At 45.6% G+C, this 23957-nt stretch carries 20 protein-coding genes; 5 read left to right on the top strand and 15 right to left on the bottom strand.

The annotated features are described in order from the left end of the window. Positions 1–2 precede the first annotated feature (2 nt). Positions 3–773 (top strand): 3'(2'),5'-bisphosphate nucleotidase CysQ, encoded by a 771-nt coding sequence (cysQ, locus tag D0C36_RS00150; RefSeq protein ID WP_117389577.1) that lies wholly within the window; start codon positions 3–5, stop codon positions 771–773. Here the strand turns inward: cysQ and cysC are convergent. The 5 genes from cysC to D0C36_RS00125 all read right to left on the bottom strand — a co-directional run bounded on the left by cysC (position 691) and on the right by D0C36_RS00125 (position 8839). Next, positions 691–1308, bottom strand: coding sequence for an adenylyl-sulfate kinase (cysC, locus tag D0C36_RS00145; protein ID WP_117391306.1), 618 nt, complete (start codon positions 1306–1308; stop codon positions 691–693). The two genes, cysQ and cysC, sit on opposite strands and share 83 nt — an antisense overlap. Positions 1309–1384: 76 nt before the next feature. Then, complete coding sequence (locus D0C36_RS00140; RefSeq protein WP_117391305.1) at positions 1385–2173, bottom strand: glycoside hydrolase family 16 protein; 789 nt, start codon at positions 2171–2173, stop codon at positions 1385–1387. A 158-nt stretch (positions 2174–2331) separates the two neighbouring features. Then, a complete protein-coding gene (locus D0C36_RS00135) occupies positions 2332–4107 on the bottom strand; it encodes a RagB/SusD family nutrient uptake outer membrane protein (protein ID WP_117389576.1) in 1776 nt (591 codons plus the stop codon). Positions 4108–4124: 17 nt separating this feature from the next. Then, the gene (locus D0C36_RS00130) at positions 4125–7598 is read right to left on the bottom strand and encodes a TonB-dependent receptor (RefSeq protein ID WP_199501942.1); all 3474 of its coding nucleotides are present in this window, start codon (positions 7596–7598) and stop codon (positions 4125–4127) included. A 182-nt stretch (positions 7599–7780) separates the two neighbouring features. Further along, positions 7781–8839 carry a FecR family protein gene (locus tag D0C36_RS00125; RefSeq protein ID WP_117389574.1) on the bottom strand — a complete coding sequence of 353 codons (1059 nt, stop codon included), beginning with the start codon at positions 8837–8839 and terminating at the stop codon, positions 7781–7783. 202 nt (positions 8840–9041) lie between these two features. On the opposite strand from D0C36_RS00125, the gene D0C36_RS00120 reads away from it, so the two are divergent. The 3 genes from D0C36_RS00120 to D0C36_RS00110 all read left to right on the top strand — a co-directional run bounded on the left by D0C36_RS00120 (position 9042) and on the right by D0C36_RS00110 (position 11323). Continuing rightward, positions 9042–9620: an RNA polymerase sigma-70 factor gene (locus D0C36_RS00120; RefSeq protein WP_158557044.1), complete on the top strand. Its 579-nt coding sequence runs from the start codon at positions 9042–9044 to the stop codon at positions 9618–9620. A 163-nt stretch (positions 9621–9783) separates the two neighbouring features. Continuing rightward, positions 9784–9966, top strand: coding sequence for a histone H1 (locus D0C36_RS00115; protein WP_117389572.1), 183 nt, complete (start codon positions 9784–9786; stop codon positions 9964–9966). Between the two features lie 232 nt (positions 9967–10198). Then, a complete protein-coding gene (locus tag D0C36_RS00110; RefSeq protein ID WP_158557043.1) occupies positions 10199–11323 on the top strand; it encodes a glycosyl hydrolase family 8 in 1125 nt (374 codons plus the stop codon). 202 nt (positions 11324–11525) lie between these two features. Here D0C36_RS00110 and metQ read toward each other — a convergent pair whose 3' ends face one another. From metQ to D0C36_RS00075, 7 genes are all read right to left on the bottom strand, one after another. Next, on the bottom strand, positions 11526–12341 hold the full coding sequence (gene metQ, locus D0C36_RS00105; protein ID WP_117389570.1) for a methionine ABC transporter substrate-binding lipoprotein MetQ: 816 nt from the start codon (positions 12339–12341) through the stop codon (positions 11526–11528). Between the two features lie 8 nt (positions 12342–12349). Continuing rightward, the gene (gene metI, locus D0C36_RS00100) at positions 12350–12994 is read right to left on the bottom strand and encodes a methionine ABC transporter permease MetI (RefSeq protein WP_394339835.1); all 645 of its coding nucleotides are present in this window, start codon (positions 12992–12994) and stop codon (positions 12350–12352) included. Between the two features lies 1 nt (position 12995). Then, complete coding sequence (locus D0C36_RS00095) at positions 12996–14027, bottom strand: methionine ABC transporter ATP-binding protein (protein WP_117389568.1); 1032 nt, start codon at positions 14025–14027, stop codon at positions 12996–12998. A gap of 110 nt (positions 14028–14137) precedes the next feature. After that, complete coding sequence (gene solA / locus D0C36_RS00090; RefSeq protein ID WP_117389567.1) at positions 14138–15265, bottom strand: N-methyl-L-tryptophan oxidase; 1128 nt, start codon at positions 15263–15265, stop codon at positions 14138–14140. A gap of 12 nt (positions 15266–15277) precedes the next feature. Next, entirely contained in the window at positions 15278–17311 is a 2034-nt protein-coding gene (locus D0C36_RS00085) for a S9 family peptidase (RefSeq protein ID WP_117389566.1), read from the bottom strand. A gap of 7 nt (positions 17312–17318) precedes the next feature. Beyond that, on the bottom strand, positions 17319–18650 hold the full coding sequence (xylA, locus tag D0C36_RS00080; RefSeq protein ID WP_117389565.1) for a xylose isomerase: 1332 nt from the start codon (positions 18648–18650) through the stop codon (positions 17319–17321). Positions 18651–18684: 34 nt separating this feature from the next. Next, on the bottom strand, positions 18685–20169 hold the full coding sequence (locus D0C36_RS00075; RefSeq protein WP_117389564.1) for a xylulokinase: 1485 nt from the start codon (positions 20167–20169) through the stop codon (positions 18685–18687). Positions 20170–20267: 98 nt separating this feature from the next. Here D0C36_RS00075 and D0C36_RS00070 point away from each other — a divergent pair, with 98 nt between their 5' ends. Beyond that, on the top strand, positions 20268–21302 hold the full coding sequence (locus D0C36_RS00070; RefSeq protein WP_117389563.1) for a LacI family DNA-binding transcriptional regulator: 1035 nt from the start codon (positions 20268–20270) through the stop codon (positions 21300–21302). A gap of 57 nt (positions 21303–21359) precedes the next feature. Here D0C36_RS00070 and D0C36_RS00065 read toward each other — a convergent pair whose 3' ends face one another. The 3 genes from D0C36_RS00065 to D0C36_RS00055 are packed head-to-tail and all read right to left on the bottom strand — an operon-like array spanning position 21360 to position 23956. Beyond that, entirely contained in the window at positions 21360–22082 is a 723-nt protein-coding gene (locus D0C36_RS00065; RefSeq protein ID WP_117389562.1) for a ThuA domain-containing protein, read from the bottom strand. Between the two features lie 2 nt (positions 22083–22084). Beyond that, positions 22085–22960 carry a ThuA domain-containing protein gene (locus D0C36_RS00060; RefSeq protein ID WP_117389561.1) on the bottom strand — a complete coding sequence of 292 codons (876 nt, stop codon included), beginning with the start codon at positions 22958–22960 and terminating at the stop codon, positions 22085–22087. A 3-nt stretch (positions 22961–22963) separates the two neighbouring features. Beyond that, complete coding sequence (locus D0C36_RS00055; RefSeq protein WP_117389560.1) at positions 22964–23956, bottom strand: nucleoside hydrolase; 993 nt, start codon at positions 23954–23956, stop codon at positions 22964–22966. Between the last annotated feature and the right edge of the window lies 1 nt (position 23957).

Genomic DNA, 23957 nt, shown 5'->3' with positions numbered 1-23957 from the left:
AAATGAACATCGATATCCAAAAAATAAACGCCATTGCCATTGAGGCAGGCAAAGCTATTCTTGAAGTTTATAATGATGAGCAGGCTGCATCGTCAGTATCATATAAATCTGATAACTCCCCTCTTACACTGGCTGATATGCGCTCGAACGAGGTGATCGTAGCCGGACTGGAAAAAGCTTATCCCGAGATACCCGTATTATCAGAAGAATCTGCCGATGTGGATTGTGAGGTGCGCAAGAATTGGGATTACTACTGGTGTGTTGATCCGCTTGACGGCACCAAGGAGTTCATTAACCGCAACGGCGAGTTCACGGTCAACATTGCGCTTATCCATAAGGATGCGCCTGTGCTTGGCGTTATCTATGTTCCCTGTAAAGAGACACTTTACTACGGCGATGCCAACGGAAGCTTTAAGCAGCTTACCGGCGAGGATGCCGTGCAAATAAAAGCGACTGAAAAACCAGATGACTGGGTATCAGTAGGAAGTCGCTCACATGCAGATGGTTCTGAGGCCGAATACCTGAGCGCTTTCCCCGTTACCGAACAACTGAGTGCGGGCAGCTCGCTTAAATTCTGTTTAATCGCCGAAGGCCTTGCGCAGATCTATTACCGTAAAGGACCTACCATGGAGTGGGACACTGCCGCCGGCCACGCCATTGCCCTGCAAAGCGGCGCTATTATGCAGGGTATTAACGGCGAAGCGTTTGTATATAATAAGCTTTCTCTGCGAAATCCGGGCTTTGTATGCCGGGTACCGTTTGAGGGACGCTGATGTAAGGCAAAATAGCCTGGTATAATTTATTGGTGCACTCCTGCGCGGTAGTTTTATCGGCTTGCAGGGTTAACCATGGCTCGGTTGGCGCTTCAAATGACGAGCCTATACCGGTAAAGTTGGTGATCTGCTTTTTAAATGCTTGCTGGTATAAACCTTTTACATCGCGCTCTGCGCAAACCTCAAGGGGGCAATCAACAAATACTTCAAAGTAACTCTGCCCCAATATGTTGCGGACTATGTCCCTGTGTGCATTTAGCGGGGTAATAAGCGAGCAAATGGTGATGGCATTATTTGCAGTCAACAAAGCAGCCATCTCGGCAGTACGCCTGATGTTCTCTGCGCGTTCATCCGCACTAAAGCCCAGGCCTTTGTTAACGGTCTCGCGCAGGGCATCGCCATCTAAACGGATGCTGTAATAGCCATCTAACGATAATTTTTGTTCTAACAACGCAGCGATGGTGGTTTTACCCGCGCCAGAGAGGCCCAGTAACCATATCACCAATCCTTTTTGTGAGGGTAGTTTTGTTGTCATATTGTTGGTCAGTTTAGATAACGGCACAGCTCCAACTGCGCCGTTATTAAGTTAGCAATTTGTTATGATATATTAGTTATAGGGGCGTGAATTTAAAGCTGTGTATCACCACTTCTACATTTGCATTATTAGTAGGCGCATTACCCTGAAACAGCCACAAATTCATGTAGATAGGCATGCTTAAAGTTGATACCGCATAAGGCGAAGCACAGGTAGCCGTTTGGAACAGGTTAGTATCGTTATCATAAAATCCACCCATTGCCTTAAACACCACACTGCTTGATGTACGTTTAAACCTGTGCGTGGTATAAGTACCGCCGCTTAGGTTAAAATTATAAGCCTGATGAAAGGTTGAGCCCCCTGCTGTTGGCGGGTAAACCGTATAGTTTAAAGGCGCGTTAGTTGCAACACCCCATTTGGCAAATTCAATATCCATTTCGTGCTGGCCATCAACGCCGTTGTAGTTAAAGAAACCTAACACAACGTTCTTATCAAGCTGGTCTACTGCTCCATCAACCTGCCACTGGTAGGTACCGTAACCAAAGTTTGTAGTGCTTTGTACTTCGGCACATTCCCAACGGTTGGTAGTAGTATTCTTGGCCATTTTAAGGTGCAGCCAGCCGTTGCCATCAACCCAAACATTTTGCTGGTTCCAGTAGTTGGGGCCGGGGCCTTGTGTGTTGGTACCGGTGTTTTTAACCGTCCAGGTATAACCCGAGAACTGGACGGTAGCATTGGCCGTTTTTGGCCTGTCGCCATCGGCAGCAGTGGTACCACCTGCAACCTTGGTTTGTTGTGCAGTGATGTCCTTTTTACATGATGCAAATGCCATAAGAGCCATTGACAATATGTAGAGCGTTTTCATTTTCATAATGTGTTTGATTTAAGATGTTTAGTTAGCGTTTAATCAAATTTAAAACACACTCATCGTTAAGAAATTTCCAATAGTCCTGAATGCTTGTAAAAAACAAAAGCCTGCAGGAAATTACTCCTGCAGGCTTTTTAGATTAGGTTTAGGTAATATTAATAACCTTTATTTTGAATGAGTTTTGATGCTCCGCCAGCGCCCGAAAGGTCTATCTGCCTTTGCGGTATAGGGTAGATCTCGTTTTTACCGGCAGTGAAGCGGCCGCCTCTAACATCAGATGTAAACTTACCCTGGAAAGTAAGGTAAGCATTGATCTCCTGGGCTGCAATACCCCAGCGTACCAGGTCAAAAAAGCGATGCCCTTCTAAAGCCAGCTCTATTTTACGCTCATAATAAATGGCTTTCAAGGCACTTTCTTTACTGGCAAAATAGGTCATGTTATATTGGCCAACTTTATAATTAGCAGCAGGTGTGGTAGTAAAGCCACCGGTAGGTTTGGCGGGGTTTTTATAGGTGTACACCCACCCTACCGGGTTTGCTGCCCTTTCCCTTACCATGTTCACCAATGCCATGGCGCGGGCCAGGTTGCCGGTTTGTGCTTGTGTTTCGGCATCCATCAGTAATACATCAGAAAAACGGATAATATTATTGTTGATACCCGAACCAGGTGCCCAGGTATGGCCATCACCTTCAGTATCCTGTGTTGCCTGCCCGTAAACCATTTTTATTGGTGAGTACGGACCAGCGTACGATTGGTTACGTACCCAGTTGTTACCCGGGTGTACACCCCAATCCAGGTATGGGATACCACGGCGGCCTGCTGTCCAATCTAAACGTGGGTCAATTGTTTCAGCATCAGGTGTAAAGGCCTGGCCCGATGATACACCCATGTCTGTTTTAATAGGATGATCATTATAGGTATCCAAATATGGCAAGCCGTTGGTTGGGTCGGTACGGAAGTGGTTCACCAGGTCAATTGATGGCTGGTAAAATCCACAACAACCAAAAGGGCTACCCTCGCCGTAAGGGAAGTTAAGCATATCACCGTTGTTGGCATTTGAGATACCATCAGGATCAACATTGGCAGCAGCCTGTACTGCAAAAACCGATTCGGCACTGTTATTAGTAGCAGCCCTAAAGTTATCCTCAAAGTTATCGTTCAGCTTGTATTTTTGGCCGTTTGCAGTTGTACCTTCGGTAATTACAGTTTCAAAAATATCACGTGCTTCGGGATACTTATGCTCATACAGGTACGTTTTGGCCAGGTATACACCCGCTGCCCATTTATTAGCCCTGCCGGCATCATCCTGCACACCTAACAAATTATCATAGGCGTACTTAAAATCGTCCTCAATTTTTGGCCATATATCGGTATTGTTAGGCTGATTAAAATCAGTAGTGGTTTCATCGATATAAGGCACTTTATCAAACATCTTCTTAAGGTCGAAATAGTAATGCGCCCTCAGAAAACGCGCTTGCGCTATCACATTCTCTTTCTCTCCTTCGGGATAGCCGTTTACCTTGGCAATGGTTTTAAGCACAAAATTAGCGCGCGATATACCTTCGTAATCTGCCTTCCATTTGCTGTTAAGAAAACCATTTGTGGGGTCGGTAGTAAATTTGGAGATGGATTCGATAGGCGTTTGATCGCCGGGGTCGCTACCCTTGTTGGCATCGCCACCGGCAATACCACCGTAGATCCAGTTGTCCGGCGAGGCTTCCCAGGCCCCACCGCCGCCTATGGCAGCATCGCCACCCTGTTGGCCGTCTAAAACAGCATAAGTTCCTATCAGCAGTTGGCTTACGCCTTCTTTTGTTTCCAATAGCGGTGCCTCAAGCGCACCGGTAAGTGGTTTATCTAAAAATTTCTTACAGGCACTTAATGTTACGGCGCTTGCAAGTATGGTTGTTATTAATACTTTCGATTTCATAAACTAAATGGTTTAGATTATAATGAAACATTAAGGCCTACTAAAAATGTGTGCGGGCTGGCGTATGTACCTTCATCAATACCAAAGTTGAGTACACCGCCGTTCAGCTCAGGGTCGGTACCTTTATAACCGGTGATGGTGAAAAGATTGGTGGCCGAAAAATAAACCCTCAGCTTTTGGATTCCCACTTTTTTAAGGTTATTAAAAGTATAGCCTATCTGCGCGTTACGTGCCCTTAGGTAAGTGCCATTCTCTACAAAGTAAGAGTTAGGCGTTGAGCCACTGCTTGTAGATGCATCTAACTCTTGTATTGGCGCTTTAGCATTATGGTTGGTAGGGGTCCACGAATCATACAATGCGGTGTAACTTTTAGCCGTTTCAAACGATGAATAGAAATCTCTCCAATACTTTACGTTGTTCCAGATCTGGTTACCGAATGATCCGTAAAGCAGCATATTGAAATCAAAGTTCTTGTAAGTAACACCAAGATTAAGGCCCGCGGTAAAATCAGGATTTGGGTCGCCGATGAATGTGCGGTCGGCATCGTTTATCACACCGTCGCCATTAACGTCTACATAGCGGAAACGACCGGGTTTAGTATCATTTTGATAAACAGCATCAGGGTTTCCGGTAGCTGTGATCACTTTGGCATTTGCAGCATCTATCTCTTGCTGTGAGTTCCAGAATCCGGCAATTTTATAACCATAGAACTGCCCTATCGGGTGCCCAACCTCGTTCCGCACCATATTTACATCAAACCTTCGCGAAATATCCGAATAAAAATAGGTGGCGTTATTAGTTAACTTGATGATCTTATTGTTGTAAGTGGTTACTGATAACGTGGTGTTAAAGGCAAGATCATTGTTTGCCTTAAAATTACCGGTCACCGCTACATCTAACCCATCTGTACGCATCTGCGAAATGTTAACGTAAGGTACATCACCATTGCCCTCGGTGCCTAAACGTTCGGGAGCAAATAAAAGGTCTTTGATATCTTTACGATAATAATCGGCCGTGATAGATATCATGTTGTTAAACAAGGTAGCATCAAAACCAATATTACTGTTGATATCCTTTTCCCATTTAGCATCGGGGTTACCAATGTGTTGCTGGTAAAAACCGGGCACTATTGTAGTACCGCCGCCAATAGGATAATAGGATTGGCCTATGCTTGATCCATAAGTGTTGTAGGCATTAGCCTGGTCGAGGTTGTTCTGGTTACCCATTATACCCCAACCGCCACGTATTTTTAAATCATTAAGCCATTTTACACCTTTAAGGAAACTCTCCTGAGATATACGCCAACCCGCGCTAACTGCCGGGAAATAACCATACCTATGCTCGGGTGAGAATTTTGATGATCCATCACGGCGCAACGTTGCATTGAAAAGGTACTTACCATCGTAGTTATAATCAAACCGGCCAAATATGGAGAATAGCGAATAAACCGGGCTTCGTGACCCATAGTTGCCCACGCCTGATGCCGAACCGGTACTTAAGTTCACGTAATCAGGATCAAAAGAAAAATAGTTCTGCCTTGTACCACCCAGGCTGCTGGCAAACTCATCAATAGCCTCGGTACCGGCAACTACTTTAAAATCGTGTTTGCCAACGGCTTTGTTAAAGGCTAAAGTATTAGTCCAGGTATAGCTCCAATTACTGTAAGAATCTTCGCCATAACTATTAGTTTGCACATTCTCCTTACTTTCATAAGTTGGGTAATTAAAATAGTGCGAGTTACCATTGGTTATATCGCCACCAAACGAGGTGCGGAAAGTGAACGATTTAAGAAAATCGGCCTCGGCATAAATATTACCGAATATACGGTAACCCACATCGCCATTTACTTTTGAGCGTTGCTGTATAGCAACCGGGTTGTTGGCATCGCCCATACCCGAGCCGTAGCTGCCTGCATAGTTACCGGCAATATCATAAACCGGGATAATAGGCTGCTGCCTTATGGCCATGGTAATAACCCCATCGGGGTTATTACCGCCTACTTTCGGATTTTTGGTGATTGAATAAGCTAAATTTTCGCCAACACGGATATGCTTGTTAAAATTGTATGAGCTGTTGGCACGTATGGTATAACGTTTCTGATAGGTATCAATCAAAGTACCTTGTTGGTTATAGTAATTTGCAGAGAATAAATAGCTGCCATTTTCGCCACCCGAGCTTATAGCAATGTTGTGGCTGGTGATAGGCGCACTTTTAAATATCTCATGATACCAGTCGGTACCGGCCTTGTTAGCTTTAGTTATGCGATAAAAGCTATTGAAATCATCGCCTGATGTATAGTACGGATTAACGTAGTATAATGATGGATCTGTTGCCGGATCGCCATTTTTGGCACCTGCAGGCACAATATAATCCGGCAGGGTAAACTTGCTGCCTGTACCGCTTGGGTTGTATTGCTCATCGGTAAAATCGGTCTCGCCTGAGTTGGTAAGGGCAAGGTGTTTCAAATTTGCCATCTCCTGCGGGTTAAGCGTTTGCCATACGTTGCCGCCTTTAGGTACTTGTGTACCGTAATAAGCATCGTATTGGATGTTTACTTTTCCTTTGCCGCGTTTTGTCGTAATAATTACTACGCCATTAGCTGCCCTTGCACCGTAAATTGAAGCAGAGCTTGCATCCTTCAAGATCTGGAAACTCTCCACATCATTAGGGTTCAGTGTGCTTACGTCCTGTGTTGGGATACCATCTACCACATACAATGGCGTGTTATTGCCAAAAGTATTGAAACCGCGGATACGTACCTGCGGCTCCTCGCCCGGTTGGCCCGATCCTATCACCGTTACACCCGAGGCTTGCCCCTGCAATTGCGTAGTTACAGATGACGAAGCTGTTTTATTCAGGTTTTTAACATCAACAACTGCAACCGCACCGGTAAGGTCTTTTTTACGTTGTGTAGTGTAACCCACCACAACTACCTCGGTTAGTGCTTTTGATTCGGCAGTTAGTTTTATGCTGATGTTTTGCCTGCCGTTAACCGGTACATTTTGCGATATAAAGCCTACAAACGTAAATTCCAGGTTGCCATTACCATCCGGCAGATTTAAGGTGTACTTACCTTGCACATCGGTAACGGTGGCTACATTAGTACCGGCAAGCTTAACAGTAACGCCAGGCAGTGTTTGCCCCTGCTCATCAGTAACCACCCCGGTTACTGTAAACACTTGCGCAGTTGTACCATCAGCAGGTTTTACAATCACCATATTATCAACCACGTGAAAGGTAAGCGCCTGGTTTTGCAGCACTTGTTTCATTATATCAGCTATGCTTGCGTTTTTTGCATGCACAGAGATCACCTTGTTCTTATCCACTTGGTCGAGCCTGTAAAAGATAGAATAGTCGCTGCCGCGTTCTATCTGCTTAAACATGTCTGAAACGGAAATTTTCTCTTTATCGAAACTAAAAAGCTTCTGCGAATAGACTTTGGCATGTACTTGCATAAGCCCCGTGAGGAGCAACACGATGACAAGCTTCATAATAATCAGCATTTTGCGCCAACGGGATGGCCCCGAAAGTGCCTTTCTGTAAAAATTAATCATAAATTTGTGATGTTTAATTAGTTAATACTGTGCTTCCCCAAGCGTTAGGGTATTAGCTATTAATTTTGAACAGCGCCCGGGATGTTGCAGCATTCCGGGTTGTTTTTTGTAAGGTTACCTCATATATTTTTCCTTCCTGTAATAGTTATTGTGTTTCCGGCTTTTGTATAGTTTATCTCAGTGTTCTCTTCTATAATACCCAACACATCATCAATGGTGGCCACATTTTTAAAAGTGCCCGAGTATCTGATATCTCTTAGTCTCTCATCGGCTATAACTATAGATACATTGTAATGGCGTTCAAGCACGGTAGCTATTTCCCGCAGCGAGTTGCTGTCAAAAGCAAGCACGTTATCTTTCCAGCCCGAGTAATTTATTTGCTGGGCAGGTGATATTTGCAATACCTGTATCTTTTCAAAATCAGTATTCTGCACTTTTTGGATGGCCGATGGTGCTTTGAGGTCGTTTGCTGATATACGCAACACCTGGTGTTCTTTAAGGTAAATGCGATTATTACCCATCCCCTTTAATTCACCGTTCTCTACCGATACCTCGCCCTGCATAACCGAAGCTTCAAAAAGGTTTTCCTCAGGATAAGCCTTCACATTAAATTTAGTCCCGATATCGCGAATAGAGAATTTCTTGGTTTTAACCAGAAAAGGAAGTCCTTTTTTAACGGGACCAATTTCAAAAAATGCTTCGCCGCTTAAATAAACCGTGCGGTTCTTTATATTAAAATCGGGGCTGATATCTAATCTCGATCCGGCATTTAGCCATATTATGGTACCGTCCTGCAGTTTGTACATGCGTTTTGCGCCACGGGCGGCAGAAAGTTTTATAGTATTATCAGGCTGAACATTAGTTGGGTAAAATAACCACAATGCGATAGCTACAGCCGCAACACCGGCAAAAGCAACAGATGCTTTAAATATTTTCTTGTTTGCTTTAACAGGTGCAGGAAATCTTTCAGTAATAAAATCGGCGTAAGCCTTATCGGTATCTATGGCATCAGTGCCAGATGGTAAAGCCTGGTGCCAGGCCTCATATAGTTGTACAAAGTATTGCTCGTTTTCGGGATGAGCTTGTATCCAACGGCGCACCTGGTTAGCCTCCGCTTCGGTTGCCTCCTTTAAAATATACCTTATCAGTAACGATTCTATGTCGTTCTCTTCTTTCATGATTATTGAGAAGACAACACAGCTTTAATTTACCCCCAATTATTTTTAAAGAAATCTTTAATTAATTTAAAAAATGGCAACCCACACATATAAATAACAACAAAATATTAACAACACAATCAATTTAACTTAATATTTTCTTTTATAAGCCATATTTTTTGCTACCTTGTTAATGGCTTTTAGCAAAAAAATTCTACCCTGGATGCAAAAAGACGAAAATCTAACCATTCAAGAACTCCAAAAAGGAGATCATAATGCTTTTGAATATATATTCAAGAGCTATTACCGTCTTATAACGCTATTTGCTAATCGTTTTGTAAATGATCTATCCATTTCGCAGGAAATTGCAGGCGATGTATTTGCTGCACTTTGGGAAAAACGCGAACAGATGGATGTAAGTGTTTCCCTAAAATCGTATTTGTTTAAGATGACCCAAAACCGATGTTTAAACTATCTTAAGCATAAACAAATAGAGAACCTTTACATCAATTATCTTCAACGCAGCGATCTTTTGGCCTCACAACCTGCCGATTTTGAGAAAGCCTTTCACAATAAAGATATAGCATTACAAATTAAAACGGCAGTAGATAGCCTGCCGCCGCAATGCCGTGCTGTATTTACTCTGAGCAGGTATGAGCATTTGAAATACCGTGAGATAGCAGAAAAGCTTTGTATATCTGAAAAAACCGTTGAACGCCACATGTCACTTGCGTTTGAGAAACTAAGGCAATTATTAAAATACGACCTGTTTAAAGACCCGGTTAAGACTGAGCATCGCTAAAGTATTTAAAACCATATCCGTATATCTTCCCTCAGTATACACTTTATTGTTGTATTATAGCCTACACAATGGCTAAGATGGATGGAATATCTTTATTGCAACAATAGGATTATATTATATTTGCAGGCGCATCAGTCAAGATGTGTAAGACAATTTTAAGACAATGGAAAAATTAGCAGAACTAAAAGCGCTCATTGAGACCGCAGAAAAAGAAGGCCAGGCTTTCTACGAAAAAAACAACAATGCAGCAGGTACCCGTTTCCGTAACGCATTGCAGCAGATCAAAGCAGTAGCTACTGATCTTCGTAAAGATGTGACCGATAAAAAGAACGCGGCAAAAAAATAATGAACAGTTAAATTCTGTTTTGGGAAAGCCCTGTCTGTTTTGACAGGGCTTTTTTGTTGCTTATCTTCGGTTAAAGCCGGTAAACATGATAAATCTTGTTTCAAAATTATGCGCCCTGTTATTACTGATATCTCCTATGGTTGTATATCCGCAAGCAGCAAGTCGACCTTTCCCCTATCATGCCAAATACAGTGCTGACTGCATAAAGCCTAATAATATCTCGCAAGCAAAGATGGATGCAGCGGTTGGGAAGTTGTATGACCAATGGAAAGCGCGCTACGTTAAACCGGCAAAACCGCTGGGCCAAAGCTACGTATTGGCTGATGATAAGGGCGTTAACAAAGTAATATCAGAAGGGCAAGGATACGGCATGGTGATCACTGTGCTGATGGCCGGTTATGATAAAAATGCCCAAGACGTTTATAATAAGCTGTTCCGCTACTATTATGCACACCGCTGTAACAGCCGGGGCACTACACTGATGAAATGGGTGCAATACAATAACGGGAAAGAGGATAATTCATCGGCTGCAGACGGCGATCTTGATATTGCCTATTCCTTGCTACTGGCAAATAAACAATGGGGTAGTAAGGGCGAAATAAATTACCTTGAAAAAGCCCATGCATTATTGGATGATATTAAAATGTATGAGGTGAATAAGCTATCCGGCGCTATGTTGTCAAGCAACGCTGTAGAGGAAGACAGCAAGCAGGCCGGCTACCGCGAATATTTCAGTACCAGATCATCAGACTTTATGCCCACGCATTTGAGGGCCTTCGCTGCGGCTAAGGCTGATGATAGTTGGATGCGTGTTATTACTTCTACCTACAATATTCTTAATGCCATGCAGGCCAAAAATACAAAAACCGGCCTTATACCAGATTTTATGGTGGATATTGATAAAGGCCCCAAACCCGCACCGAAAGATTTCCAGGGCGATGAACATCTAAATTGTGGCGCTTATGATTATAATGCCTGCCGTATCCCCTGGCGTGTAGGGCTGGATTATGTTCTTCACGGAGACCTACGAAGCCAGCTGATAGTCAAACGGATGAACAACTGGATCCGAAGACAGACAAAAGATAATCCACGCACCATTGCAGACGGTTACTACCTTAACGGTGCAAGGCTGCATACCAAACCCGATGCTTTACACCTCTCCTTTGTGGCCCCATTTGGTGTAGCTGCCATGGCTGGCAAAGAAAACCAGGCCTGGCTTAATAGTATCTGGGCTTATTTAAATTTGGTAACCGTAAAAGATTATGATATCGATAAGAGTTTTGGCTATTACGATAACTCCATAAAGCTGATCTGTATGATCATCATGTCAGGTAATTACTGGAGCCCGGAAAACTGAGGTCGATAAGTTTAAGAATTAGCGCTGTATATAAAAGGCCTGCAATTCTCATTGCAGGCCTTTTTGATTTTTAAAACCCGGGACTCTGTTTAGTTAATGGATTGGTGTTCAACTCATCAAGCGGTATCGAGAACAAAAGGTAATTGGCATTTGCCGTACCCCTGTGTTGTTTGATGATGGCAAGAGCATCTACAACACAGTATTACCAGCCTTTTATAGCACCGCCGTCAAAGGCTTTTTGTGCGGCGGCATCCACCTCGTCAGACTGGTAGGCCTTCACAAATTTCTTCACCTTTTCTTCGTTCTTGTTATCCTCGCGGGCAACAACAGCGTTTACGTAGGGCGAACTTTTGTCTTCCACAAAAATGCCATCTTTCAAAGCGTTTAAACCAGCCGGGCGGGCAAAAGTGGCGTTAATAACTGCTATGGCTACGTTTTGGTCGTCAAGAGAGCGTGGCAATTGCGGGGCTTCCATTTCCAGGATGCGTAGTTTTTTGGGGTTGCCTGTTACATCGGCCAGGGTTGGGAACATGCCAACATCGGCCTTTAGTTGTATCAGTCCGGCTTGTTGTAGTAACAACAGGGAACGGCCGCTGTTGGTTGGGTCGTTAGGGATGATGATGGTGCTTTCGTCCTTCAGGTCTTCAATGTCCTTTATCTTTTTTGAATAACCAGCCAGCGGATAAACAAAGGTGTTGCCTACAAGGGCAAATTTATAGCCGCGTTGTTTGGCCTGTACATCCAGGTAAGGTTTGTTTTGATAGGCATTTACATCCAGATCGCCCTGTGCAAGGGCCTCGTTAGGCATCACATAATCGTTAAATGTAACCAGTTCAACTTCAAGTCCGTATTTCTCTTTGGCAACTTTTTTCGCAGCCTCGGCTATCTGAAATTCGGGGCCCGATTCCACCCCCACGATGATGTGGTTAGGGTCATTATTTTTCTTTTCACCACCGCAGGCAGTTAAAAATATGGCGATGTAAGCTATAGTAACGAATGTAATTGAAGATCTTTTCATGTATATAATTATTTACGGTGATCAACCCGTTTAGCGATAAAGTTTCCTGTAAATTGAATGGCAAATACCAGTGCGATAAGTAATAACAACACGGCGTTCATTACCACAATATCATAACCAACGTAACCGTACTGGTAGCCTATCTGGCCCAACCCACCGGCACCTACGGCGCCACCCATAGCAGAATATCCTACCAATGTGATCAAAGTAATAGTAGCGCTGTTAACCAGCGATGGCAAAGCCTCGGGTAAAAGCAGTTTGGTTATTATCTGCAGCGGCCTCGCTCCCATTGCTCGGGCAGCTTCTATCAATCCGTAAGGGATCTCTAACAGGCTGTTCTCTACCATGCGGGCAATGAACGGTGCGGCACCAATACTCAAAGGCACAATGGCTGCTTTAACACCGATAGAAGTACCTACTACCGTTCTGGTAAACGGTATCATCCACACAATGAGGATGATAAACGGTATTGAGCGAAATATATTAACGATCACCGACAGCACGGCGTTAAGCGGTTTATTTTGCAAAGGCTGATGCTCGCGTGTCATAAAAAGCAATACACCGCCCGGCAAACCAAGCACAAAACCGAACAGGCACGATACAAAGGTCATGAGGACAGTCTCCAGAGTGCCCTGCAATAATATATGTAGCATACTATCCGACATGACCGATCAATTCTGTAGTGATACCATCTTGTTGTAAATACGCTAAAGCGTTCTCCCTGTTATCGGGACTGCCTTTTAAAGTAATGAGCAATGCACCATATTTTACATCGCCCGCGTGTTCTAAGCGCCCGCTGATGATGTTTACGTTCACGCCATATTCGCGGGATAATGAACCGAACTCCTGTGAATTGGATGGCTGACCGGCAAATGTTACTTTCACCAATATCTCGTCGCTTTGTTGTGAAGCGTTATTAAGTTTATCCTGATAATATTGAGGGATCTCAACCGACGCATTGCCGATAAATGATTTGGCTAAAACACTGTCGGTGTTAGAGAAGATGGCGTGTACGGGTAACTGTTCTGCTATTTTACCGTCGCTTATCAATGCCACATCATCGCATATTGTCCGTACCACTTCCATCTCGTGCGTTATCAGCAAAATGGTGATCTGCAATTTGCGGTTAATGTCCTTAAGTAAATTTAAGATGGCGTTTGTGGTAGATGGATCGAGCGCGCTGGTAGCCTCATCGCACAGCAAAACCTTGGGATTGGTAGCCAAAGCACGGGCAATAGCCACGCGCTGTTTTTGCCCGCCGGATAAGCTTGCCGGATAGTTGTTCTTCTTATCCTCAAGGCCTACCAGTGAAAGTAACTCGTTAACACGCGTATCGATATCTGCAGCAGATACGCCGGCCAGCTCAAGCGGGAAGGCAATATTGCCATGTACCGTACGCGAAGAAAGCAGGTTGAAATGCTGAAAGATCATCCCGATGTGGCGCCTTGCATCAGCCAGTTGGCTGGCCGACATGGTGAGCAGGTTTTGCCCGTCAACGATCACCTCGCCGGTATCGGGTTTCTCCAGTAAGTTTACGCACCTGATGAGCGTACTTTTACCCGCCCCCGATGGGCCTATGATGCCGAATATCCTTCCGCGTTCTACTTTTAAGGATACTCCCGAAAGCGCACTAATACTTTTATTTTTTTGCCGGAATGTTTTTGTAATATCCTTAAGCTCGATCATAAAATGAGTCCAATCAACAGCGGTGCAATTATAGCTAAAAATCTACTAATTTTATAGACATTATTGCGCTCATCTACCCTCAATCCTGCTTATTTACTTTCTCATGATCGTCACCGCGCGAATCTTGCCATATTAAATAGTTGAATATCAAACTCCACAGGTTTATCCGTCGTCATATCACTTATTATTTTCCCTGTAAGGCTGCTAAATTTAAAACCATGCCCCGAGCACGGACTGGCAATAATGATACGCTCATCATCAGGATGGTGGTCGATAATAAAATGTTCATCGGGCGTGTTGGTATACATACAAACCGCACTGTAGTTAAACTCAGGCGATATGTTGAAGTACTTTTCTACTATCCCCTGCATTCTGTTGATCTCTTCCCCCGTTACGTCATCCTTTAATTCATCAGGCACTACCGGCCTGCCAAAATGGTGCAGGGCTACTTTGATACCATCACCCAAATCAGGGAAACCGTAGAACAACTCGTCGGGAGCAGATTGCCAGATGTAAACCGGCAGGTTATCGGGCTTTACGTTTGCTTGTGCAGCGCTGTTCTTGTTTTTAAACCAATACAAAACCTGCCTTTCAATACTAAGCGGCAATTGCAGATCGGGCAGCAGGCTATTCATCCATGCACCTGTGCTTAGTACCAGCTTTTGGGTGAAATAGGTCTGCTTATTGGTGACAACTTTTATAAAATCACGCTGGCGGATGATCTCTAAAACCATCTCATTGGTATGGATGGCGGCGCCGTTGCGGGCAGCCTGTTCAACAAATACGCTGATACAATCCTCGGGAAACAATATGCCCGCCGCCGGTTCAAAAACGCCTACAGTATCCACGGTTGGTTTTAATGCCGGATAGCGCTTTTGGATATCCTTATGATCAAGCAACTGATACGGCAGGTTATGCTCTAAGGCGCTTGCGATAGCACCGGTAACCACATCAGCATCGGGCGCGCCCATGGTGATGCCGCCGGTTTTTAGCAACAGTTTTTTACCGCTGATACGCTCCATATCGTACCAGATCTCGTAAGCGGCCTGTACAAGCGGCACGTAGAATGGACTTTCATGATAGGCCTGCCTGATGATGCGACTTTGCCCATGCGATGAGCCATGCGTATGCGGCGGTGCAAAACGATCTATTCCCAACACCTTTTTACCGGCCTTAGCCAAATGATAAAGCGCCGAACTCCCGTTGGCGCCTAATCCTACTACAATAACATCATACATAGCGGCGGTAAATTACTTAAGATATTTATTAAACCACTGTATGGTACGCAGGGTAATGTCTATCAGATTCTCGGGTTTGTTAAAGCTATGCCCCTCATCGGCATAAACAACCAGCTGGGTAGGCACACCGAGGTCTTTTAACGCATGCCAGTACTGAAACGATTGCGGCGCGGGTGATTCGCCATCACGCTCGCCTACCAGTATCAGGGCGGGTGTTTTAGCTTTAGTGATATAGGTCATGGCGGATACTTTTGCGTAAGCCGCAGGGTCTTCATAAGCCGATTTGCCGAAGTACGACATCATCCATTTATCTATAGCATTTTGGCCGTAATAGCTTAGCCAGTCGCCTGCACCTGCACCGGCTACCACGGCTTTAAACCTGTTGGTTTGTGTAGGTGCAAACATCGCCATTGATCCGCCATAGCTCCAGCCCAGCAGACCCAGTTTATCGCCATCTACGGGATGTTTTGCCATAACGGCTTCAACCCCGCTCAGTATATCGCGCAGGTCGCCAAAACCCCAGTCGCGGCGATTTGCCTGGGTAAATTGCTCTCCCCTGCCATGGCTTCCACGGGCATTTGGGAAAAACACAAAGTAACCCATGTTAGTGTACAGTGTGGTGTTAAAATCGGGTGCGCTCCAGGTAGGTGTAGCTATCCATGCAGGCCCGCCATGCACCATCACCAGCATGGGGTAGCGTTTGGTTTTATCGTAATTGGCGGGATATAACAGCCAGCCTTGCAGTTGCAGATTCTCGTTTGTCCACTCAATATTTTCTGATTTAGGCAGAGGCAGTTCAGCAGAATACGTTTGCGTGGTTATCTGCGTGAGTTTCTTTGTGGTACCAGCCCAAACCTCGGGCAGGCGTGCATAAGCATTTCTGATAAAGGCTATCTGCGGTGTGCCTTTAGTTTCGGCTACCGAAATACTGGTAACATCAGATGTTGCCTGGATGGTTTCGTCGCCTTTCCATAAGGTTTGCGTAGCTAATGTTTGGGTATTTAAGGTAGATATAGCTACCGAGCCACCTGTAAATTCGGTAAAGAGCAGGTTACCATCGGGCCGCCAGGTAAACCATGATGGTGATGATTTACGCCCCGGCGTAAGGTTACGAACAGCACCCCCCTGCGCCGAAACAGTAAATATCTCACCACCTGTACCGCCCTGGTCGCTCATTAAACCCTCAATAAAAGCCAGTTGCTTCCCATCCGGCGACCAGCGCGGAACGGCTATCTGTAGCTTAGGTTTATATACCATTACCGTATCCTGCCCGCCTAAGCTTTGCCTGTACAATTTGGCAATATACCAGTTGTCGTCGCCCGGGGGCACCGCAGCAGTATAGGCAAACATCTTACTATCTGCCGACCAGCTGTATTCAAACACATAAAGCCCGGCCGGTGTGGCTTGCACCATATCGCCGCTTGCGGCATCAACAGTGGCAATGCGCTGCACATCGGTATTGGTTAAAGAATCTATCACCCCAACCCTGCGGTTTCCCGCCGCCATTGGCGATGGCTCTCGGCTGGCTTTCTCCACGTACAAAACGCTCAGGTGCTTATCATCCGGCGACCATTTCAGGTGCGAAATATAGCCATCAAATTTACCTGCTTGCTTTACCTTAATGTCGCTGCCGGTAATATCGGCAATAAAGATCTGATTCTGGCCGTCGTGCGCGTCAGACAGGAAAGCTATCCGTTTGCCATCGTGGCTCCATTGAGGTTCCATTTCATAGGCCCACTCACCGGGTGCTGCTGCGGTTATGCGTTTAGCCTGCTTAGGCGAAGCTACCGGCGCAAAATAAATGGCGTGGGTGCTGTTACCCGGGTCGCCGTCTGCTCCCCAGGCTACAAATTTACCATCGGCACTTATTACCGCCTGCGACAGCCATTTAACCTTGCCCTGCTGCTCAACGTATTTACTTATCTGATCGCGCAGCTGGCCGGTAGAATTACTTTGCGCAAAAGCTCCGTTCAACCATGCAACCGACAAACAAACGAGCAGAAGAGCTTTGCGCCCCGCAGAAAAACTAACCAATGAGTGGGCCATGTTATGTTTAGATATACCTGTTAATTACATTTTCTAAATACTCCTGTCTGCCGCTGATGGTTGCAGGTTCGCCTTTATCAATGGCGTACTGGCGCAGGTCTTCTAACGATAGTTTGCCATCCTCAAAATCCTTACCGCTGCCGCTGTCGAATGAGGCATAACGGTCTTCGCGTACTTTATTGTAATCAGATTTCTGCAGGATATTATCTGCAGTTACCAAAGCGCGTGCAAATACATCCACGCCACCAATATGTGCATCAAACAGGTCCTCACGATCAGTAGAGTTTCTACGAATTTTGGCATCGAAATTTATACCACCGCCCTGGAAACCGCCTGCTTTTAAAATAATAAGCATGTACTCGGTAACCTCGTTGATATCATTAGGAAACTGATCAGTATCCCAACCATTTTGCAGATCGCCACGGTTGGCATCGATAGAACCTAACAATCCTGCATCAGCAGCAACCTGCAGCTCGTGCTGGAAGGTATGCCCCGCCAGGGTTGCGTGGTTTACTTCAAGGTTCAGTTTAAAATCATTGATGAGATCATATTTCTGCAGGAAGCCTAACACCGTAGCTGCATCATAATCATACTGGTGCTTGGTTGGCTCACAAGGTTTGGGTTCGATGAAGAACGTACCTTTAAAGCCGTTACGACGGGCGTAATCTTTTGCAGTGTGTAAGAATTTAGCCAGGTGCTCCTGCTCGCGTTTCATGTTGGTATTCAGCAGGCTCATGTAACCTTCGCGGCCACCCCAGAAAACGTAATTTTCGCCACCAAGGGCGATGGTAGCATCTAAAGCGGCTTTAACTTGCGCACCGGCGTGTGCCAGCACATGAAAATCAGGATTGGTAGCAGCGCCGTTCATGTAACGCGGGTTGCTGAACAGGTTGGCCGTTCCCCAAAGCAGTTTAACGCCGCTGGCCTGCTGCTTTTGTTTGGCATAATCAACCATGGCCTGTAAACGGCGGTCGTTCTCGTTCACATCGTTAGTATAATCAACAACATCCACATCGTGGAAACAGTAATAAGGCAGGTTCATTTTAGTAATAAACTCAAACGCTGCATCCATTTTATCTTTTGCGCGTTCAACCGCATCAGCTTTCTCATCCCATGGGAAAACATGCGTTGGTGCACCAAACGGATCGGCACCGTTACCGCAGAACGAGTGCCAGTAAGCTACGGCAAAACGCAGGTGATCTTTCATTGCCTTGCCTGCTACCACTTTATCCGCATCATACCAGCGGTACGCAAAACGGTTATCGGTTTGCGGGCCTTCGTATTTTATCTGGCCTATGCCTTTAAAAAATTCTTTTTCGCCTGTACAAATGTTTGCCATGATGTTTCTTGATTTGTCTTTTTAGGTTTATATTTTAGTTCTTCTCTTTTAATGTTTCCTGCAGCAACTGTTTCCATTGCTGATAAAATGGTTCGATGTCGTTACCCGATGGTTCAATGTATTTTATCGGCTTGATATTGAGGAATGCATCTGCGCTGTTTGCGTAAACACCGGCACCAATACCTGCCCCTATTGCAGCGCCAACGCTGCCATCGTTCTGATAAAGCTCAACCGGCACGCCTGTGTAGTCGGCAAAGCTTTGGGCAAAAAGATCGCTCAGGAACAGGTTTGCCCTGCCCGCGCGTATCACCGATGGCGACATGCCATTCTCGCGCATAATATCCAGCCCGTATCTAAAGGCGCTTGCAATACCCTCTTGCGCCGCCCGCAACACGTGGGCACGCGTATGCAGGTTTAGGTCGATGTTTAAAATATGAGCACCGGGCTGTTTGTTATTCAACATACGTTCTGCACCGTTACCGAAGGGTAATATCTGCAGTCCATCGCTGCCTAAAGGAGCTGTTGCGGCCTCAAGGTTCATTTCGTTGTAGCTTAAACCGGCACCATAAGTGCTTTTTATCCAGCGGTAGAGGCTGCCTGTACCGTTAATGCAAAGCAACACGCCGAGGCGTTTTTCATCATTTTTATAATTAACGTGCGCAAAGGTGTTAACACGCGATTGTTTGTCATAGGTAAGATCATCACTTACCCCATAAATAACGCCCGATGTACCTGCAGTTGCAGCCACCTCGCCGGGTTGCAGAACGTTAAGCGACAAAGCATTATTTGGCTGGTCGCCAGCTTTGTAGGTTACGGGGATGCCTTGCTTTAACCCTAATTGTGATGCAACAGCTGCAGATAACTGCCCGTGCTCAGAAAAAACCGGTTTTAGCTGCGGAAAGATCTCTTCATCAAACCCGTAATAATTAATAACATCATCAGAGAATGACTCCGTTACAAAATCATAAAAGATCCCTTCTGACAGTGACGACACCGAGCAGGTAACATCACCGGTCAGCTTCATGGCGATATAATCGCCGGGCAGCATAATCTTGTGGATTCTATTGTATATCTCGGGTTCGTTCTGTTTTACCCAGGCCAGTTTTGAAGCGGTAAAGTTACCCGGCGAATTAAGCAGGTGCGATAAAGAACGCTCGCCGCCTATCGCCTCAAAGGCTTTGTTACCGATATCAACGGCACGGCTATCGCACCAGATGATACTATCGCGCAGGGCGTTGCCGGCTTTATCAACCAAAACCAAACCATGCATTTGGTAGGCAATACCAATAGCCGCTATACCCTGCGGATCGTAAGTTTTGCTCCCGTTGCAAATGCCGATGGCCTGCACAGCCTGCTCCCACCACATATCGGGCGATTGCTCGGCCCAGCCCGGCTTTAGTGCCTTAATAGGTGCTTCGGTTTCCGGGTATTGCGCGGTAGCCACTACCTTTTGTGTAAGCGCATCAACCACCGACACCTTTGTGGATGAGGTGCCTATATCAATTCCCAACAATAACATGATCTTAATTGATTAGATTTATATATCGCTAAATTAAACATCTTCCTAAAAAATGCAATCGATTGTCAAATTTTATTTTTGCATATTTGTTACCACCCATGAGCAGCAAAAAAAGAACCACCATATATGATATTGCCGAAAAGCTCAATATCGCACCGTCGTCGGTATCGAGGGCTTTAAGCAATAGTCCGCTGGTAAAAGAAGCAACCAAAAAGCTGATCCTTAAAACCGCCGAAGAGCTTAATTACAAGATCAACACCATTGCATCAAACCTGCGCAAAGGGCAAAGCAATACTATTGGCGTTATTGTGCCCCGCATTAACCAGAACTTTTTTGCCGATGTGATTGCCGGCATTGAAGAGGCCAGTTACAGGCAGGGTTACAATTTGATCATCTGCCAGTCTAACGAATCGTATGAGCGCGAGGTACAATGCGTAAATACCCTCATTAACCAGCAAGTTGACTGCATTGTGGTATCGCTTTCTGTTGAGACCACCGACTATAAACACCTCGAAAGTGTTTTAGACCGCAACATTGAACTGATACAGTTTGACCGCGTTGCTGAGAATATTGAAACTCTTAAAGTACTGAACGACAACCATCAGGCATCAATGGAAGCGGTTAGCCATTTGATAGAACAGGGCTATAAACGCATTGCCTTGCTCGAAGGGCCGCAAAATCTCAACATTTTCCGCAAGCGGAAAGAAGGTTACCTGGATGCGCTTAAAAACCACGGTCTGCCGGTGATAGAGGAGTTGATGTTAGCCAACGCCTGGACCACCGAACTGGGTGCCGAAGCTACCAGAAAATTGCTTTCCCTACCCCAACCGCCCGACGCGATATTTGCCTCAACATCAGATTTTGCAGCGCTGGGTGTTTTACAAGTGGCCACCGAAATGAATTTCAAAGTGCCCCAACAACTGGGTATCTGCGGTTACTCGAACGAGAATTTCACCGAGATAACCAACCCTTCTGTTACCACCATTGACCAGCATAGCGTTTACATGGGCAAGACCATTGCCAACCTGTTTTTAGACGAGTTAAAAAATACCGACACCTCGGTTGCGCCAAAAACAGTGAGCATTAAGCCGAAACTCATTATCAGAAATTCAACGCTCAAAAACGGAAAATAAAGAACGGATTGCCTCAGTTTTATGCAATCGATTGAAGCGCTTTTTGTGATCGGCCATTCACCTGCGGCCCATGGCATATTTAATGCCGCCTAAAAGGTGTTGCAGGTATAAAGTATCGGTAGTAAAACATTCATCAGTATGGCCAAGTGCGGTATAGAAAGCCCTGCCGCCATCATATTTATGATACCATGCTACTGGATGGTTGTCGCCATTCTCTCCCCCGCTGTAGCTACTTTCATCAACCTTTAAAAGTACTGTAACATCGGGGTTCATGTCTTTAAAGTTGTACCATTCATCGGTATGCTGAAAAGTGGCAGGCATGTGTTTGGTAGAGATATGTTTAGCATCAACCACCTGCACAGTGGCCGTCTGTACTTTAGGGTGATCTTTAAAGTACGCCCCTACCAGTTTGTTATACCATGGCCACTCGTAACTACAATCCGCAGCGGCGTGGATACCTACAAAACCGCCACCATGCTGTATGTAAGCCACAAAAGCCTGCTTTTGCGCGTCGGTGAAAATATTGGTACCCGTTGGACTGAGGAATATCAGCACTTTGTATGGCTTTAAGCCTTTGGTTGTAAAAACATCGGCGCTTGATGTGGTATCGACATCAAAATTATTTTCGGCACCCAGTTTTTGGATGGCTGCCATGCCCGCTTTGATGCTCTCGTGGTGCCAGCCGGTTGTTTTACTGAATACCAGCACCCTGTCTTTTGCGGCAGCGAGGTTGAACCAGCCAAAGCTGATGAGTAATATGGTGATGATCTTAACTTTCATAATTATGGTTTTACAGGTTGCGGATGCTGATCATATTGGATGTTCATGGTTATTCTGCCTTTCCACTCTCTTGGCACGGGTTTGCCCGCAGCCCAGTGGATGGCGTTGATAACCAGGCGCTGAAAAGGTTCGGCTTCAAAATCCTGCGGGTGGCCGAGGGTAGTCATGAATACCTTGCCGCCGAAGCTATTATTACCCATCCATGCAACGGGTTGATCCGTAGCGGGTTTATCGGGGTTAATGGCATGGCCCATCAGTAGCCAGGTGGAGCCTTTAACCGGATAATCGGGCAATACCCGGTACAACCATGATGGTACGGTGAACGGCCCTTTTACACCTGTCAGTATTGGCTTATTCACCTCTGCAGGTATCACCGAAACTTCTGTTGTAGACAGGTGGCCGTAATGGGTGTGGTTACCCTTCTTCTCCCACCCCGGCGGGGCGTTAAGTGCAAACTCGCCGAAATCGTTCCATTTCTCCAGTGGGTGCCCGGCCGGATAGTTAAACGCATGCGAACTGGTGCGGAATCCCATAACCGGCTTGCCCGATCTAAGGTAATCTTCGATATACTTTACCTGCTCTGCAGGCAACCTTCTCCATCTTAAAAAGAATACGGCTACATCAGCCTTTTTCAATATCTCCAGTCCGGGGATATTTTCCTCAGCATTTTGATCGGGACTGGCTTTTAGTACTACGGTTTGCATACCGTAATGCTTCTCCAGCTCGGCAGCTATAAGCGGCATGGTGAGTTCACTGCTGTACTCGTGGTCGCCGGTTACGAAAACGATGAGCGGCTTTTTTGCGGCTTTTGCCTCAGCGACCGCAAATGAGGTACTGCAGATAAGCAGCAGTAATAGTGTTATCCTGAATATCTTCATGGCTTATTTGGTGTGGTAAAGCATCAGATCGTTAATATGGTCTTGCACCTGTTGGGGCGGCGTAACCGGCACCAGGTAAAAATGCTTACCTGCCGGGCTATTCTCCCAGCTGTTCTCGCCATCGGCGGTAACTTTTATAGTGCCTTGTTGTAAACGCCAGTATGTTTTTGGGCCTTCTACAGCAAGCAGTACTGCGGTCTGATCCCAGCTCATGCGCCCTTTTACATCTTCTTTAGCCATAGGGATGCTGATGCGGAAAACATCTTGTACCGGGCTGTTTTTGATCTCTTTGTTTTGCACCAATGGTAAGCCGGTAAATATTTGTGCACCTATTTCATAGCCGGTAAAATAGATCGGCTTCTTCCAGTTATCAAACACATATTTTGAAGCGGCGGGTTGCTCATCCACGTTAAACTCGCGCCCCTGCGGAAATTTGCCTGCCATTGATACCAGTTTAGCCACCTTATTTTCCACCAACTGCTCGCCGTTTAACGGCGAATATTGATCAGGTTGCGATTTCAACAGGTTGGCAATGTTGTTAAAGAAACCAACCGTAACTATGGTTACGCTGCTATCAGGCTGTTTCGCTAATATTTGTCGGTACAGGCTTATCACTTCGGCGGCCTCAGTATTCGACTTTAGTTTATGCGGATATTTTGCCACCAGCGTATCCGACCAATGCTGCCAGTCGCCAAGCGGCGAAGCATCTTCACGGGGTACACCTATCGGGATATCAGGTTTGCCGAAATAGGTATTCAGCACGCTGAGTACCGGGCCCACCCTTTCGTATTTAGTGCTGGCCATAGTCGCCAGGATATTTGCACGGCCATCTGCCGCGTATTTATGCAGCAGGGTTATGGCGCCAACATCGTCATAGTCGGGCCCCATATCGGTATCAAATATGATGTTTACCGCTTTTGCAGTTTCAGGTTTTGATGATGTGCAGGAACTGTAAAGCAGAGCGGCAAATAAGGTTATCAGCAGGCTATTTCTCATA

This window comes from Mucilaginibacter conchicola (assembly GCF_003432115.1).
Lineage (GTDB): Bacteria > Bacteroidota > Bacteroidia > Sphingobacteriales > Sphingobacteriaceae > Mucilaginibacter > Mucilaginibacter conchicola.
Note: the sequence above shows the minus strand (reverse complement) of the source record. Positions and strands in the feature narration are given on the sequence as shown.